The 15,952-nt window shown below is 48.2% G+C and carries 14 protein-coding genes and 3 tRNA genes; 5 read left to right on the plus strand and 12 right to left on the minus strand.

Features of this window, described 5'->3' with window-relative positions; translation table 11 throughout:
* Positions 1-103: 103 nt before the first annotated feature.
* From phoU to BACCOPRO_RS06675, 10 genes are all read right to left on the minus strand, one after another.
* Positions 104-787, minus strand: a complete 684-nt coding sequence (phoU, locus tag BACCOPRO_RS06630; RefSeq protein ID WP_008142109.1) for a phosphate signaling complex protein PhoU — start codon at positions 785-787, stop codon at positions 104-106.
* A 35-nt stretch (positions 788-822) separates the two neighbouring features.
* Positions 823-1,575 carry a phosphate ABC transporter ATP-binding protein PstB gene (pstB, locus tag BACCOPRO_RS06635; protein WP_008142110.1) on the minus strand — a complete coding sequence of 251 codons (753 nt, stop codon included), beginning with the start codon at positions 1,573-1,575 and terminating at the stop codon, positions 823-825.
* 14 nt (positions 1,576-1,589) lie between these two features.
* Complete coding sequence (gene pstA / locus BACCOPRO_RS06640; protein WP_008142111.1) at positions 1,590-2,474, minus strand: phosphate ABC transporter permease PstA; 885 nt, start codon at positions 2,472-2,474, stop codon at positions 1,590-1,592.
* Between the two features lie 4 nt (positions 2,475-2,478).
* Positions 2,479-3,675, minus strand: coding sequence for a phosphate ABC transporter permease subunit PstC (gene pstC, locus BACCOPRO_RS06645; RefSeq protein WP_008142112.1), 1,197 nt, complete (start codon positions 3,673-3,675; stop codon positions 2,479-2,481).
* Between the two features lie 11 nt (positions 3,676-3,686).
* Entirely contained in the window at positions 3,687-4,526 is an 840-nt protein-coding gene (locus tag BACCOPRO_RS06650) for a phosphate ABC transporter substrate-binding protein (RefSeq protein WP_008142113.1), read from the minus strand.
* Positions 4,527-4,664: 138 nt separating this feature from the next.
* Positions 4,665-5,615, minus strand: coding sequence for an alpha/beta hydrolase (locus BACCOPRO_RS06655; RefSeq protein ID WP_008142114.1), 951 nt, complete (start codon positions 5,613-5,615; stop codon positions 4,665-4,667).
* The gene (locus BACCOPRO_RS06660) at positions 5,612-6,361 is read right to left on the minus strand and encodes a shikimate dehydrogenase family protein (RefSeq protein WP_008142115.1); all 750 of its coding nucleotides are present in this window, start codon (positions 6,359-6,361) and stop codon (positions 5,612-5,614) included. Before BACCOPRO_RS06660 ends, BACCOPRO_RS06655 begins: the two co-directional genes overlap by 4 nt.
* An 11-nt stretch (positions 6,362-6,372) precedes the next feature.
* Positions 6,373-7,110, minus strand: coding sequence for a bifunctional demethylmenaquinone methyltransferase/2-methoxy-6-polyprenyl-1,4-benzoquinol methylase UbiE (gene ubiE / locus BACCOPRO_RS06665; protein WP_008142116.1), 738 nt, complete (start codon positions 7,108-7,110; stop codon positions 6,373-6,375).
* 75 nt (positions 7,111-7,185) lie between these two features.
* On the minus strand, positions 7,186-8,133 hold the full coding sequence (locus BACCOPRO_RS06670; RefSeq protein WP_040311265.1) for a phosphoribosylaminoimidazolesuccinocarboxamide synthase: 948 nt from the start codon (positions 8,131-8,133) through the stop codon (positions 7,186-7,188).
* 7 nt (positions 8,134-8,140) lie between these two features.
* Positions 8,141-9,094 carry a PhoH family protein gene (locus BACCOPRO_RS06675; protein ID WP_008142118.1) on the minus strand — a complete coding sequence of 318 codons (954 nt, stop codon included), beginning with the start codon at positions 9,092-9,094 and terminating at the stop codon, positions 8,141-8,143.
* A gap of 148 nt (positions 9,095-9,242) precedes the next feature.
* On the opposite strand from BACCOPRO_RS06675, the gene BACCOPRO_RS18490 reads away from it, so the two are divergent.
* The 5 genes from BACCOPRO_RS18490 to BACCOPRO_RS06695 all read left to right on the plus strand — a co-directional run bounded on the left by BACCOPRO_RS18490 (position 9,243) and on the right by BACCOPRO_RS06695 (position 12,313).
* A complete protein-coding gene (locus tag BACCOPRO_RS18490; RefSeq protein WP_258460545.1) occupies positions 9,243-9,374 on the plus strand; it encodes a hypothetical protein in 132 nt (43 codons plus the stop codon).
* Positions 9,336-9,422, plus strand: a tRNA-Ser gene (locus BACCOPRO_RS06680). Before BACCOPRO_RS18490 ends, BACCOPRO_RS06680 begins: the two co-directional genes overlap by 39 nt.
* Positions 9,423-9,441: 19 nt before the next feature.
* Positions 9,442-9,514: transfer RNA gene (locus tag BACCOPRO_RS06685), tRNA-Glu, on the plus strand.
* Positions 9,515-9,520: 6 nt separating this feature from the next.
* Positions 9,521-9,607, plus strand: a tRNA-Ser gene (locus tag BACCOPRO_RS06690).
* Positions 9,608-10,021: 414 nt separating this feature from the next.
* Entirely contained in the window at positions 10,022-12,313 is a 2,292-nt protein-coding gene (locus BACCOPRO_RS06695) for a sensor histidine kinase (RefSeq protein ID WP_008142121.1), read from the plus strand.
* Between the two features lie 127 nt (positions 12,314-12,440).
* Here BACCOPRO_RS06695 and BACCOPRO_RS06700 read toward each other — a convergent pair whose 3' ends face one another.
* Together BACCOPRO_RS06700 and BACCOPRO_RS06705 are read right to left on the minus strand one after the other, a co-directional pair.
* Positions 12,441-14,747 carry a family 20 glycosylhydrolase gene (locus tag BACCOPRO_RS06700; RefSeq protein WP_008142123.1) on the minus strand — a complete coding sequence of 769 codons (2,307 nt, stop codon included), beginning with the start codon at positions 14,745-14,747 and terminating at the stop codon, positions 12,441-12,443.
* A 315-nt stretch (positions 14,748-15,062) separates the two neighbouring features.
* Positions 15,063-15,952 (minus strand): cytidylate kinase family protein (locus BACCOPRO_RS06705; RefSeq protein WP_008142124.1); only part of this gene is annotated, 890 nt, incomplete at its 5' end.

Raw genomic sequence — 15,952 nt, forward strand, 5'->3', positions numbered from 1 at the left:
ATGAAATAAAATCTTTGCGGGTTATTGGAAAATAGATCCTTGCAAAGGTAACACTTTCCCCGACCGGATCTGACAGGGAAAGTGCAGTTTTTCATTCATGGCTTTATTCTTTTTCCGGAAGAATGGTTTTGCGGTGCTTTAACACCTCGGCATCGATGTAGAATACGGTTTCTTCAGCCAGGTTGTTGATGTGGTCTCCGGCTCTTTCAAGCTTGCGGAAGATACCGGACACTTCCAGACACAGACGGATGGATTCCGGGTGTTCGGTGGCATAAGCCGTCAGCCGGTCCAGGGCCTTCTGGTTGATCTGGTCAAGCGTTTCGTCTTTGTCGAAGACGGATTTCGCCAGCCCGATGTCCTGCCGCTGCAAGGCTTCATAAGTGGTGTTCAGCATGGAGAGCACTGTGTCGTACATATCTTCCAGCTGAAGGTCGGCAAACAGGATTTTGTTCTCCGGTTTCAGTTCAGTCCGGATCACAAAGCGGGCAATACTTTCGGCATAATCGCCGATGCGTTCCAGATTGTTGTTGATCTTCAGCATAGCCAGGGCAAAACGGAGATCGACGGCTACCGGATTATAGAGGGCGATGAAGTCCTCGATGTCACTGTCGATTTTCAGTTCGAAGGCATTGACGCGTTTTTCACGCGAAATCACTTTGTCGGCCAGTTCCTGGTCGGCGTTTAATACGGCATTATATGCATTATCCAGTTGCTGGTAGACCAGCTTCCACATTTCCTTGACTTCCCGCTGGATATTCTGAAGTTCGTTTTCTACAAATTTCACCATAATTGCTTCTAATAAAGTTGAATGTTTCCGGACGTTTATCCGAAACGTCCTGTAATATAGTTCTGGGTAGCCTCCTTGTCCGGATGGGTAAAGATTTTCTTGGTATCTCCGTATTCCACCATTTCGCCCAGATAGAAGAAGGCTGTTTTGTTGCTGACGCGGGCTGCCTGCTGCATGCTGTGCGTGACGATAATGATGGTCGTCTGCTGGCTGAGTTCGCAGATCAGTTCCTCGATCTTGGCCGTAGAAATCGGATCCAGGGCAGACGCCGGTTCGTCCATCAGCAGGACAGATGGCTCGACGGCCATGGCACGGGCAATACACAGTCTTTGCTGTTGTCCGCCGGAGAGTGCATAGGCTGATTCCTTCAGCTTGTGTTTCACTTCGTTCCAGAGTGCAGCTCCCTTCAGGGCTTCTTCTACCCGGTGGCAGATAAACTCTCTGTCTTTTACACCGTTGACCCGCAGACCGTAGGCCACGTTTTCGAAAATACTCTTCGGAAACGGATTCGGACGCTGGAATACCATGCCGACATCCTTACGCAAGGCATCTACGTCGACCGACTTGTCGTAAATGTTTTTTCCGTCAATCCGGATTTCGCCTGTGAGCCGTGTTCCCGGAATCAGATCGTTCATGCGGTTGAACAGGCGCAGGAAGGTGGATTTTCCACATCCGGAAGGACCGATGAAGGCGACAACTTCATTGTTCGGAATCGCGATATTGACATGCTTCAGTGCATGAAAGTCGCCGTAATGGAAATCTACGTTGATGGCTTCTATCTTGTTCATATCAGAGGTGCGTATTATTTTTGTTTTAGTTTGTTTTCAAAGAACTTCCGGATGCTGTTGGCTGCCAGGTTCATCAGCAGTACGATCAGAATCAGCACGAAAGCGGTTCCGTAGGCAATGGGCATCTGTGCTTCGATGTCCGTTCCGCTGGTTGCCACCACGTAAAGGTGGTAGGGGAGAGCCATACACTGGTCGAAGATACTGTCGGGCAGTTTCGGCAGAAAGTAGGCGGCACAGGTAAAAAGGATCGGTGCTGTTTCGCCGGAAACGCGGCCCAGTGACAGAATCAGTCCTGTGATGATGCGGGGCATCGCCATCGGGAGCAATACGTTCCAGATGGTCTGGGCTTTGGTTGCTCCCAAAGCGAGACTTCCTTCGCGGAAGCTGTCGGGAAGGTCTTTGAAGGCTTCTTCCGTGGTACGGATCACGATGGGGAGGGCCAGCAGCCCCAGTGTGAGGGAGCCTGCCAGAATACTGTCTCCGAAATCCAGCCAGTTGACAAAGAAAGCCATTCCGAACAGTCCGAATACGATGGACGGGATGCCGGACAGGTTGTTCGTCATCATTCGGATGAAGCGTACCAGTTTTCCATCCTTTGCATATTCGTTCATGTAGATGCCGCTCATCACGCCTGTCGGGAAAGCGAAAAGAGCACTTCCTGCCATCAGGCAGCATGTTCCGAATATGGCGGGCCAGATTCCTCCTTTAGTCATTCCGTCAGAAGGTGCCTGGGAAAGGAACTCCCAGTTGATGACTCCGATTCCCTTCACGATGATAAATCCCAGAATGAAGAACAGAAGGGCTGCCACTCCGTAGCTGAGCAGCCGGAAGCAGCCGAATGCTGTCTGCTGGATGATATGCTTTCGCCGGTTGTAGGATGAATTGGGTTGAATAGCCATGACTTTAATGCTTGTTTTTATTGCGTGCGGAAACCAGTTCCACGCAGGAATTAATGATCAGGGTAATGAAAAACAGGATGACTCCCAGCAGGAAGAGCGCCTGATAGTGGGCACCGCCGGCAGGAGCTTCCCCGAGTTCGGCCGCAATGGTAGCCGGAATGGTTCGCAGAGGTTCCAGGAGGCTGGCAGGCATTACGGCGGCATTGCCCGTCACCATCAGTACAGCCATGGTTTCGCCAATAGCACGTCCGATGCCTAGCACAACTCCCGAAGTGATTCCCGAAATGGAAAACGGGATGACTACTTTATAAATGGTCTGCCATTGTGTTGCTCCCAGAGCCAGACTGGCTTCCCGCATGGAGCGCGGACAGCTTCGCATGGCGTCTTCGGCTACGGTAATAATGGTAGGCAAGGCCATGATGGCCAGTACAAGGCTGCCTGCCAGTCCGGATTCCCCGACGGGCAGGTGAAAAGTGTGTTGCAGGAAGGGAACAATGACTGCCAGCCCGAAAAATCCGTAGACTACCGACGGAATGCCGTTCAGCAGTTCGATGACAGGCTTCAGAAACTTTCTCATTTCCGGCGAGGCAACCTCTGCCAGATAAATGGAAACTGCCAGTCCGAAGGGCAATGCGATCAGAATGGCAAAGAAACTGACCCAAAGCGTTCCTCCGATCAGCGGAAGAATACCGAAGATAGGAGAGGGGGTGGCCGTAGGAAACCATTCGGTACCCAGCAGGACATCCTTGACCGGAATCGTTTCGTCCTTAATCAGATGAAGTTTGTTTGTGTAGGGCTTGACCAGTACTTCCGGGATGAAAGCGATGATACCCGGGTTTTGTTCTACCTGTTCCGTGATCTTTTCTCCGGCACGTTCGTATTCCGCGCCCAGTTCTGCTTCGGTATATAGCTTGTCCAGATCTTCCAGACGGAACACCTTGACCGGAAGATCCGGGCCTCCCACTTCCTTCCAGTTGGTAATTTCTTCATCAAACAGGTTCTTGATTTCCTGTGCACTCAGGGAACTGACCGGATTCTGAGGATTCAGCGCCAGCACATAACCTTTGTCTACGATCGGGTTGCCGAACAGTCCGACTGCTTCCTTGAAGAGAAATCCGATGATGAGCAGTATGGCGGCGCTTGTCGTGAAGCCGCTGACCGTGAGGATGCGGCGAACCAATATATCAATCCATTTTTTCATGGGCAGAGGAATTATTGTTGAACAGAATTCGTGATGGGAATGAAACCGATATTCAAGGTCTTGTCCTGACCGGCAGCCGACTGGATAAAGTCGATGAACGGACGGACGCGGGCTTCGTTGGCCTTGTCATAATAATAATACAGGGGGCGCACCACCGGATAAGTCTTGCGGACAGCGTTCTCTACCGAAGGATATACATAGGTACGTCCCTGGTCGTAGGATACGGCCAGAGCCTTGACATACGGATTCAGATAAGCAAGTCCCACGTAACCGATTGCTCCTTTGGTCTGACGGACTGACTGGATGATGGCACCGGTAGCAGGCATGGACAGAATGCTGCTCATGTAATTTTTGTTGCCGAGAACACTTTCCTTGAAGAATTCGTACGTGCCCGAGGACGTCTCCCGGGAATAGACTACAATTTTTGCGTCAGAACCTCCCACCTCTTTCCAGTTGGTGATCTTTCCGCGGAAGATCGCTTCGAGCTGTTCGCGGGTCAGTTGCTTCACCGGATTGTCCGGATGTACGATAATAGCCAGTGCATCATAGGCTACGATGACCTCACAGGGTTCGTGATGCGACTGTTTCATCTTCAGTTTTTCACTGAACTTGATGCGTCGTGAAGCCATGGCCAGATCGGTGGTTCCGTCCATGAGTGCGGAGATTCCTACACCGCTTCCTCCTCCCGTTACGGTTATGGTGGCCTGCGGATTTAGTTTCATATACATTTCAGCCAGCTCCTGTGTCAGCGGTAACACCGTATCGCTTCCTTTGATGCGCTGGGCAGACAATATGGCCGGGGTGCAGAACAGAAGCAGTGAAATCAGGAACCGAAAATCTTTCTTTTTCATGTTTCGATGGTATCTTCTTGTTTAAAAACCTTTTTGGAACGGCAAAGTTACGGCTTTGCAGCCGAAAAGGATGTTACAAAGCTGTTACAAGAATGATACAATCTTTTTGCGGGATTTCGTCCGCTCTGGAAAGATGCTTCAGTTGGAAAAGGCTTTCTCAACGAAGGCTTTAACCCGAAGGGTATATTCTTCGGGATAGTTCAGGTAAGAGACAGCATGTGCTGTCTGGGGGACGATCCATAAATCTTTGGGTGCGGGTTTGGCCTCATATACCTTATAAACCATTTGTGTGGGCACGAAGTCATCGTCTTCGCCGTGGATAAAGAGCATAGGCTGACGGCACTTCCGTACCTGTTCCAGTGCCGAAGCTTCCTGGAAATTCCATCCCCGTGTGAGATCACACAGCCAGCTGGCTGTATAAAGCAGCGGGAAAGCCGGAAGGTGAAACTGTTCTTTCAATTCCTTTTTGAACTGATCCCATACGCTGGTATAGCCACAGTCTTCGACGAAACAGTCCACATAGGCTGGCAGCTTTTCTCCGGATACCATCATGGTCGTTGCTGCCCCCATTGAAATGCCGTGGACGACCATTTGCAGGGAATCGCCAAACAGGGCAGGGGCCGTATCAATCCATTGGATGACGTCTTTCCGGTCAAGCCATCCCATCTGAAAATCTTCACCCTCGCTCAGTCCGCTGTACCGGAGATCCGGAATGAGGACGTTATAATCCAGAGAGTGATTGTAGAGATAACCAATCTGAAAGATCCGGATGGCATTGTCCGTGTAGCCATGTACAATGACTGCCGTCCGGCGCGAAGGACGTAAAGCGTAAGCATAATAGGCATGCAGACGAATTCCGTCGGGAGCCGTAATGAACGTATCCTTCAGTGCATGATGCTGTTGCAGGCTGTCCACCCAGGGTTTCAGCTGCGGATAATTCTGCATCATGTATTCCATGGATCCTTGCAGATCCTTTCCCCGGTTTTCAGGCCGCAGGGAATAATTCAGCATGTAGAGACTTCCCCCCGTAAGCGTACCGATCAGGGCGAGCAATACAATGCAGGAGATGGTGAGAACTTTCTTTTTCATAGCTGGCGGTTCCAGATATCCCATGAACCGAAGGCTTGCAGCAATAACATTTCAAGCCCGTTTTTCACGACGGCTCCCTGATCGGAACCTTTCTTCATGAAGAGAGTGGTATCGGGATTATAAAGCAGGTCATAAAGCAAATGTTGCGGAGTCAGGCATTCATACGGGATTTCCGGGCACTTGTCCGCCTGAGGATACATACCTACCGGAGTACAGTTGACGATAACCTTATATTCTGCCATGATTTCCGGAGTCAGTTCTTCGTAGGTCACTGTATTGGCATCGTGGCGGCTTCGTGAAACAAACAGCGTTTCCAGTCCCAGCTGTTGAAGTCCGTGATTGATGGCTTTCGACGCTCCTCCGGTTCCCAGGATCAGCGCTTTCTTATGAAACGGTTCCAGCAGCGGTTCGATGGATTGGGTAAAGCCGAGAAGATCGGAATTATAGCCGATCAGTTTCCGCTTGCCTTTTGTCTGAACCAGTTTAATCACGTTAACCGCTCCGATGGCTTCAGCATCCTTGTCCAGTTCGTCCAGGTAAGGAATGACCTTCTCCTTATAAGGAATGGTGACATTCAGTCCTGCCAGATTCGGGTTGGCTGCCAGTACTTTGGGAAAGTCTTCAATGGTAGGAATTTCAAAATTGACATATTCTGCGTCAATGTTTTCAGAATGAAACTTTTCGTTGAAAAAGTTCTTGGAAAACGAATGTCCGAGCGGAAAACCGATTAAACCGAATTTTTTCATAATAAGATTTTTTATTTTGTTGCGAAATAAAGGGTACAGATACCCAGTGTGAGTCGTTTGAAAGACACCTGGCTGAAACCTGCTTTGCGGATGATCTTCTGCATGACTTCTCCTTGCGGGAAAGCCTTGATGGATTGGGGCAAATAGGTATATGCACTCCGGTCTTTGGATAACAATTTACCCAATGTCGGGATGACGGCTTTGGAATAGACGGCATAAAGCTGTTTCATCGGGAAGTAGTCCGGTTCAGAAAGTTCCAGAATGACCAGATGCCCTCCCGGCGTCAGGACGCGGTACATTTCCTGCAGTCCCCGGTCGAGATCTTCGAAGTTTCGGATGCCGAAAGCTACGGTTATGGCATCAAAGCGGTTTTCGGGGAATGAGAGTTTTGTGCAGTCTTCCCTCTGAAAAGAGATGCTTTTCTCCAGTCCTTCTCGTTTCACCTTCTCGCGTCCCACGTTCATCATTCCTTCCGAAATATCCGTGCCGATCAGTTCTTCTGGCTGTAGCGTCCGGCAAGCCTGTATGGCGAAATCTCCGGTTCCTGTGGCGACGTCCATGATATGCTGTGGTGCGAAGGGCTTGAGCAGGGCAATGGCTTTCTTGCGCCAGCTCTTGTCGATGTTCCATGAAAGGGCATGGTTGAGTTTGTCGTAGGCAGGAGCGATGTTGTTGAACATTTTTTCTACCTGTTCAGCTTTGCTTTCGTTTCCGTCGTAAGGCTTTATTTCTTCTTGGGGATAATTCATTGTGATGGAACAATTGGAAAAAGAAGGATGAGGCCGGGAAAGTGATTCCCGGGTCTTATCCTTGTCTTGGCTTATTTATTTAGTCAAATAGTCTGTTACATTCTTTTCGATGCGTTCAGCGATGTTTGCTGTGTCAGCTTTCACAAAGGTTTCGCCTGTGATATGCTCATACAGTTCAATGTATCTGTCGCTGATGGAAGAAACGATTTCCGGAGTCATTTCAGGAACCTGCTGTCCTTCTTTTCCCTGGAATCCGTTGGCCATCAACCATTCACGTACGAACTCTTTGGACAGCTGTTTCTGAGGTTCTTCTTTTTCGAAGCGTTCCTGATAGCCTTCCAGATAGAAGTAACGGCTTGAGTCTGGTGTATGGATTTCGTCCATGAGGTAGATTTCTCCATTGTGCTTACCGAATTCATACTTGGTATCTACCAGAATCAGGCCACGTTCTGCAGCCATTTGTGTTCCGCGTTCGAACAATGCCAGAGTGTATTTTTCCAGCGTTTCGTATTCTTCCGGAGTAGCGAGTTCCTTAGCCAGGATTTCTTCTTTGGAGATATCCTCATCGTGCATACCCATTTCGGCTTTGGTAGTCGGAGTGATAATGGGGTGAGGGAACTTTTCGTTTTCACGCATACCTTCGGGCAGACGGACACCGCAGATTTCGCGAACGCCGCTTTTATAAGCACGCCATGCACTTCCGCAGAGGTATCCGCGAACAATCATTTCTACCGGGAATCCCTGGCACATTACGCCGACAGTAACCATCGGGTCGGGAGTAGCCAGTTTCCAGTTCGGACAAATGTCAGTAGTTGCGTCCAGAAATTTGGCTGCGATCTGGTTCAGCATCTGTCCTTTGTATGGAATTCCTTCCGGCAGAACAACGTCGAATGCCGAGATACGGTCGGTAGCAACCATTACTAACTTTTCATCACCGATGTTGTAAACATCACGAACTTTACCATGGTACACACTTTTCTGTCCCGGAAAGTGATAATCTGTTTTTGTTAAAGCTTTGCTCATTTTTTCTTTATTTAGATGAATGATTCTCTTTTTCAAATTTCTCGTATGCTTCGACTATCTGTGTCACGAGTTTGTGACGGACTATGTCTTTTTTGTTCAGTTCGATGAAACTGATTCCTTTTACATTCTTCAGAATCTTGATGGCCTGTACCAGACCGGAAGTCTGTGAGGCCGGCAGGTCGATTTGTGTCATATCTCCGGTAACGATCATTTTGGTGTTCATACCCATACGTGTAAGGAACATTTTGATCTGTTGGGGAGTGGTGTTTTGCGCTTCATCCAGAATAACGACAGCGTCGTTCAGTGTGCGGCCGCGCATGAAGGCGAGTGGAGCAATCTGGATGACATTCAGTTCCATGTATTCTTTCAGCTTGGCTGCCGGAATCATGTCTTCCAGGGCGTCGTAAAGAGGTTGCAGGTACGGATCGATTTTTTCTTTCATATCTCCCGGCAGGAAGCCGAGTTTTTCACCTGCTTCCACTGCAGGACGGCTGAGGATGATTTTTTTGATTTCCTTGTTTTTGAGAGCTCTTACAGCCAGTGCGATGGCGGTATAAGTCTTTCCTGAACCGGCCGGACCGATAGCGAAGATCATATCGTTCTTTTCAAACTCCTTGACGAGCTTCTGCTGGTTTTCACTTCTTGGCATGATGGGCTTGCCGGTTACGCTGAAAACAATGACATCGCCTGCATTTTCTACTCTCGGTTTCTTTCCTTTAATAATGTCCAGAAGGGTTTCTTCGTTCAGGGAATTGTATTTCACGCAATGTTTTTCCAGCGAGAGGACAGCTTCCTCAAAAGCGCATAACTCCTCTTCGTCTCCCATAACCTTGATGACATTTCCTCGTGCCACAATTCTCAGTTTGGGGAACAATGCCTTGATCATTTGCATGTTGGTGTTGTTTACACCATAAAAAACTACAGGATCTACGTCCTCCAGTACGATATGCTTTTCTATCATTCTGTTATTTCTGCTTCGTATAGGTTTTTAAATTCCCTGCAAATTTAATCATTCCTTTTGATAGAAAACAGGAAAGAGGAAAGAAAATTTGAAAAGACAGATAGGATGAAGATTATCAGAAAGATATATCCGGGGGTGAGAAAAAGGTATGAAAAAAAAGCTTCAAATGCTTGCACAGGTCGAAAACTCCGTTTATCTTTGCACCGCGTTTGAGAGAAAACGCTTCCACAAAGAAAGTATTGGAAGTTTGGGTGAGTGGCTGAAACCAGCAGTTTGCTAAACTGCCGTACGGGTAACCGTACCGGGGGTTCGAATCCCCCAGCTTCCGCATTACTTTTGTGAAACAGGGCGCTTTCGTCTAGTGGCCTAGGACGCGGCCCTCTCACGGCTGAAACACGGGTTCGATTCCCGTATGCGCTACTTTTTGGAAGTTTGGGTGAGTGGCTGAAACCAGCAGTTTGCTAAACTGCCGTACGGGTAACCGTACCGGGGGTTCGAATCCCCCAGCTTCCGCGATAAATCAAGTGAATATGAATTGCTGAACTCTTGTAAATTTATATATTTACGAGAGTTTTTTTGTTTTATAATGTAAGATTTGCCGGAAACGTCCTGTAATTTTTCTCTCTTTATCCGGTCGTTATTCCAGTTTCTTCAGGACAAAATAAAAGTTCCACCAGCAGAAAACAAAAGTTCCACTAGGACAAAATAAAAGTTCCACCAGCACGATACAAAAGTTTCTTCAAGACGAAACAGCTGAATCGTCTGTATCATGCCGGTGATTTGTCCTTTCGATACCGGGAAATTGTCCGGCCGGAGAAGCGCAGTTCACAAATCAATTGACGAAGAATCCCGAAAAGAGTATCTCATGGATAGGTTTCTCTGAAAAAGCAATATCTTTGCAGATGTGATTTTTTATATCTTGACTCAATGAATGTGAAACATATCCTCGGCCTTTCCTTTTGCACGTTGCTGCTGATCATTCTTTTTCAGCAGGCAGGTGTGTGGTTTGCCTACCATACTCAGATGCAGAAGACGGAGGCTGTTCTGGCCTCAAGTTTTAAAGAAACCTTTATACTGGTGACGGATGCACAGGTAAATCGTCTGCCTTATGCGGAAGGAACACTGACGCACATGGTGTATGCTCCCGACAGCCTGCGCCTGAATGATGAAGACCGTCAGTTTTATTATGCAGAGCAGACTTCAGTAGTCTTACAGGATGGTTACGGACTGCCGGAGAGCTCACTTGATTCGATCCGTCTGACGTTAGGCCGTATATTGGAGAATGAAAGAGTGGAGGGAAGTATCTATATCCGTAAACTGGATGCAGCGACGGGGCAGACCTTGCAGACTTCTCCTGCCGGAATCGCATTACCCGATCAGGAAGGAATCGGTGTGCTGACTTCGCCCCGTGCCTTTCTGCATCAGGGGAAAGGAATTGCCGTAGAAGCTATTGTGGATCAACAATATTTTGATCATCCGTCGAATCTGTTGTTTCCCGGACTGACTTTTCTTATTGCCGTTCTGCTGACAGGAACCATTGCCCTGCGTATGCGCTTGCTGCAAAACTTGCGGCATGATGTCGAACGTCAGTGTGAAGATTTTTATCGCCTGGCCGAACAGATGGCTAAACCTGTCCGGAAGATGGAGACCTATTTGCATGCATCCTGCTGGGCAGAAGCCCGTGAACAGGGGCAGCAGGTACTGGCAGATACGGAAGCTACGCTGATCCGTGCCAAACAGGAGCATGCACGTCTGCGTTCACACCGCTTTGTGTGGTTGCATCGGTTGTCGTGGAGTATGATACCGCTGGCATTCATTCTGCCTGCACTCTGGGGTAAATACATTTACAGTGAGCAGTGGCAAATCATGAACCATGAGGTGCAGGTATGCTTTGAAGAGGCTTTTGTGGAAGAAAATGACTTGCGACATACCCGCTCGCTGGATGTGAACCATCTGCGGGGAACCCGTAAGTCGTTTATAACTGGGATGACAGATTATTTTCGTTATCAGACCGATTCTCTGACTTCCGTCCTGTATCGGAAAACGACCGATGAAAACGACAGTGTTATATATGTTCCTGCTACTCCGACTTCCATCAATGGAATTTATGTATCCCGCAAGTCGATGGACCTGAGTGAGGGGATTTGTCTTTACCGGGCCTATGGTACACAGCAGTTAATCAATGAACGGCCTGTTGCTGTTCCTCCTGATATGTCGCGCATAGATTCGCTGTTTCATTCCTTTTTGTCTGAGGCTGGCCTGAATGTACGGAGCGGTGTCCGCATGCTGCGTCCTGCCGCGGATCAGGTAATCAGTCAGACTGGTGATGCCAGTATTCAGCGGGGCAGTTTTGTTACAACTCCCTTGCGCCTTACGGAAGACGCTTCTGAATGTGTGCAGGGAGTGGTTCCCGGTTCGGTAATGACTGTCATTCATTCGGTGTGGTATCTGTTTCTGCCTCTGGGAATGGTCTTTGTATTCTGTTTGCTGTGTATTGTCCTGCTGTGGCGTGCCTGGAGACAGCAACGCAGGCTGGAGCAGTTCCGGAAGGATTTCACTTATTCGATGATTCACGATATGAAGTCACCTTTGCAGACGATTCTGATGGGGACTCAAATGCTGGAAAGTGGCAGACTGGCTGACAAACCTGAGAAAATGGAAAAGATAGGTCAGGCGATGAACGACGAATGTGTCCGCTTGCTCACCCTTTCGGGGCGTGTGGTCATGTTGACTGAAATAGAGCGTGGCGAGCTGCAGCTTCATCCGGTCCGTATGGCCATATTGCCGTTGTTCAATGATCTGGTGACGAAGTTTCGGCTGAAGGCTTCCAAGCCTGTGGAGTTCGATGTCGTATGTTCTGAAGATCTCCGGGTTACGGCCGATCCCTTCTGCCTGCAGGAGGTCCTGTCCAATCTGGTGGACAATGCCTTGAAGTATTCCGGAAAGGAAGTGCGCATCCGGCTTTCGGCAGAAGTTGCTGCCGGTGGTGTCCTGCAAATAAAGGTAGGAGATAACGGTATCGGTATTCCTCAGAATCAGCAGATGAAGATATTCAACCGGTTTGAACGTGTCGCCTCCGGAAGCCATACTACCGGAGCTTCGGGCTTTGGTCTGGGATTGAACTTTGTCTGGCAGGTCGTACAGTTGCAGGGCGGCACCATCTCTGTGAAAAGTACGGAAGGCAGTGGCAGTGTGTTCACGATCTCCTTACCGCTTTGATATGACGGCAGGCAGGAACCGAAAGAAAACGGGCAGGTGCCTGTAAAAAGAAGCAGAGACCATCTCTGATTAGAGACAGTCTCTGCTGAAGTTCTGTTATGTCTGTCACGGGAGTGTTCCGTGGATCTTATTTGGCAAATAAGCCGTCAACAGGAATTACATTTTCCTTGCTGTCTCTTACTTCCATTTTGAGCATACCGCCGTTGCTGTCAAAGTATCTTACCTCTATCGGATGATATCCTTTGGCTAAGGCTTTCTGGCCGATGACTTCGCGGGGACCGTGAGGACCGTCGTTGTCTATAACCGGATCACCGTCGATGACCAGCGTACTGCCGTCGTCGGAAGTCAGGGCAAACGTATAGATGCCATCTTCCGGAACGTTGATGAATCCCTTGATGACAAGGCCGATATTTCCTTTTGCTTCTGCAGGTATGGAAACTTCAGTCACATTGTAGCTGCCTTTCCTGGAGGCTTTGTCTATGTCTGCACATTTGTTGCCCTTAAAGTCATACCATACGGCTTCAAGTCCTTTTCCGGCCGGAGTTTCGGATGAGGCCGGTGAGAACTCGCCTTTTATGAACTTGGTAGTAAAGGTATCACATGGTTTGCCGTTGGCACGGAAGGTACGGAAAGTAAACTCAGTTGTTTCAGTAACTTTCAGATTACCGTCGTATTTGGGCGAGTTCAGTGTGGGAACACTTCCGTCGGTTGTGTAATGGATTTCCGCACTGGGATCCATGCATGAAATCTTCACTTCACCTTCACCTATGAATACATTGGTCTTATAGAAACCTTCCAGATCCGGAATGCGGTAATTTACGTTCATCACGTTCAGGCGTTCAAACTGATCGGAAAGTCTGTTCTTGAATCCATCCCAGTCTTTCTGTTTGGGATCACTCCATCCTAATTCAGCGATGGCCAACATACGCGGAGCAGCCATGTACTGCATACGTTCTCTTGAAGGAATCCATTCGCACCAGATATTTCCCTGTACGCCGAGTACCTGATTGATCAGTTCGGGCTGCTGTTCAAATTCAGCCGAAGGATCGTAGTTGTAGATGTTGGGCAGTGATTTTATATCCTGTTCATAGTCGAGATAGAACTGAGAGTTAGGAGTAAAGATGATATGATTGCCCTGAGATGTTGTTTTCATCGGAGCATCCTTAGCCCATGTACGCCACCACATTACGGTTGCAGTCTTTGAGAGTCCTCCTTCAAGAATTTCATCCCATCCGATCATATCCTTGCCCTGGGAATTGAAGAAGGCTTCCATTTCGTGGATGAACCATGACTGCAATTCTTCTTCTGACTTCAGGTTCTTTTCGCGGATGCGTTTCTGGCAGTCCGGACATTTCTTCCAGTTTGTTTTTTCAACTTCGTCCCCGCCAATGTGAATGTATTTGTAGGGGAACAGGGGGATGATTTCGCTGTATACGTTTTTACAGAACTCAAGAGCAGATTCCTTGCCCGGACATACCGGAGAAGAGAATGTGGTTCCCCAGCCTGTGGTCTTGAAGCATGATACACCGTCGTAGTTGCTTACTGCGGCAAGCATGTGGCCCGGCATATCAATTTCCGGAATGACGTCGATTCCTCTGACCTGTGCATACGATACGATTTCCTTGATGTCATCCTGGGTGTAGAATCCGCCATAGAGTGTATCGCCCTCAACGATTCTGATTTTTTCTTCCGGGATGAGGTAGTCTGTGTTGTCATTCTTTTTGGCCAGCTCCAGACAGGTCTTGTCATGTGAGTTGTATTTTCTCCATGCTCCTTTTTCGGTGAGAAGAGGATATTTTTTTATTTCCACACGCCATCCCTGGTCGTCTGTCAGATGCCAGTGGAATTTGTTCATCTTATACAGTGCCATCAGATCCAGCAGTTCCTTCACTTCGTCTTTATCGTAGAAATGGCGGGATACATCGAGCATCAGTCCTCTCCAGCCAAATCTCGGGCTGTCCTTTATTTCAACGGCGGGGATGGCCCATTCCATATTGCTGACAACTTCTTTGCTTTCAATGCCTGATGGCAACAGCTGACGGAGAGTTTCTATACCGTAAATTACACCGGCATAGGAGCTTCCGGATATAGATACGGAATTCTTTGTAGAGACAAAACTGTAGCTTCCTTCTTTTCCGGAATCTGCCAGAGAGAGATTGATGTCACCTTTTCCTTCGGTTACAGAGAACTGGTAGCCGGTAGATTTACTTAAAATGCTTACGAGATAATCGGCAGCAGGGATCAGGCTTTTGTCTGTTACCCCTATTGTACATTTCTCGGGCAGGACGAATGCTGAACTGGTTTCGACAATACTGTTGGGAAGCGGAATGATGGATATTTCCTTGACTTGCGTCGATGTGCTGTTACATGCACTGAGGAATACAGCACCGGCAAACCCAAGTACCGTAATCCAGCCTTTGTAGCTTTTTTTCATGGTAGTAAATTATTTAAAATGATTGTTTATTTCTGACAAAGGTAAATATTATATGTTGATTAGCCAAAGTCTTCCTGATTCTTTCCGGAAGTAATAGCAAGAATAGTTCCTGAGAGTGCTTGTACATTGGGGATTTGTGTTGCTGGCCTGCCTTGTCAGAATGGAATTATGCGCTCATTGAACATCGGGGAATTGCGAATAAAAAAGCAGTGGTCTGTCTGGATAAAAACAAACTCCAGTCCTGAACCTGTTATGTGCTGGCTGTACAGGCAGGACTGGAGAATGAATTCTGTTTAGATGATTCAGATTGTTTTCCTATGACTGGTTGGATTCGTTGATTTCTTTCTGCAACAGATTTCTGATGATTTCAGTTACCTGGGCAATGGGGATGATACCGGTGTCGAATGTGATATGGTAGTTTCGGGAATCTCCCCATTGCAGGCCGGTATAATGGAAGTAGTGATCACTTCGTGATTTATCTGTTGAGGCAATGATATCCGGAGCTTTTGCTGCCGGTATACCATACTCGGCAACGGCTCTGCTGATCTTATGAGGCATGTCGGCATACAAAAAGATGCTGATAGTATTGGGACGGTTCTTCAGAATATAGTTGGCACATCTTCCGACGATGACACAAGGCTTCTCGGAGGCAATGCGGCGGATAATCCGGCTTTGGGTAACAAACAAGGCGTCATCATAAGAAAGGCTTTTGTCCAAAGGGGCTTCATAGTCCTGGAGAATCATCTGGTAAAGCAGGGAACTGGGCAGTTTCTGCTCATTTTGTGAGATAAATTCTTCGCTGAAATGACTTTCCTGTGCGGCCAGGGTGATTAGTTCCTTGTCATAGAAAGCAATGCCCAGTTGTCTGGCCAGTTGTTCTCCTGCCTGATGGCCGCCACTTCCATATTCGCGGGATATGGTGATAACCCAGGGAAAGTGTTCTGTTCCGTTTGCAGAGGGAACTTCGTGTGTGGTTTCACTTGAGAGCCATTGGCGGATGAAGGCAAGCCGGGGCATGATCAGACGGACAAAAGGACCCGTGATGAGTGCTGCGATGATAGTGCCTTCCCGTACTCCCTCAATACGTCCTGACAAACTCCATGAACAAAGGAGGGCTACGCACACCAGGGTTACGTCGAAGCAGATCTTGATGGTTCCGAAATCTTTTTTTAGGCGTAAAGTCGCAAACTGGATCGTGTATTCTG

The sequence above is a fragment of the Phocaeicola coprophilus DSM 18228 = JCM 13818 genome, assembly GCF_000157915.1.
In the GTDB taxonomy this organism is placed as follows: Bacteria; Bacteroidota; Bacteroidia; order Bacteroidales; family Bacteroidaceae; genus Phocaeicola; species Phocaeicola coprophilus.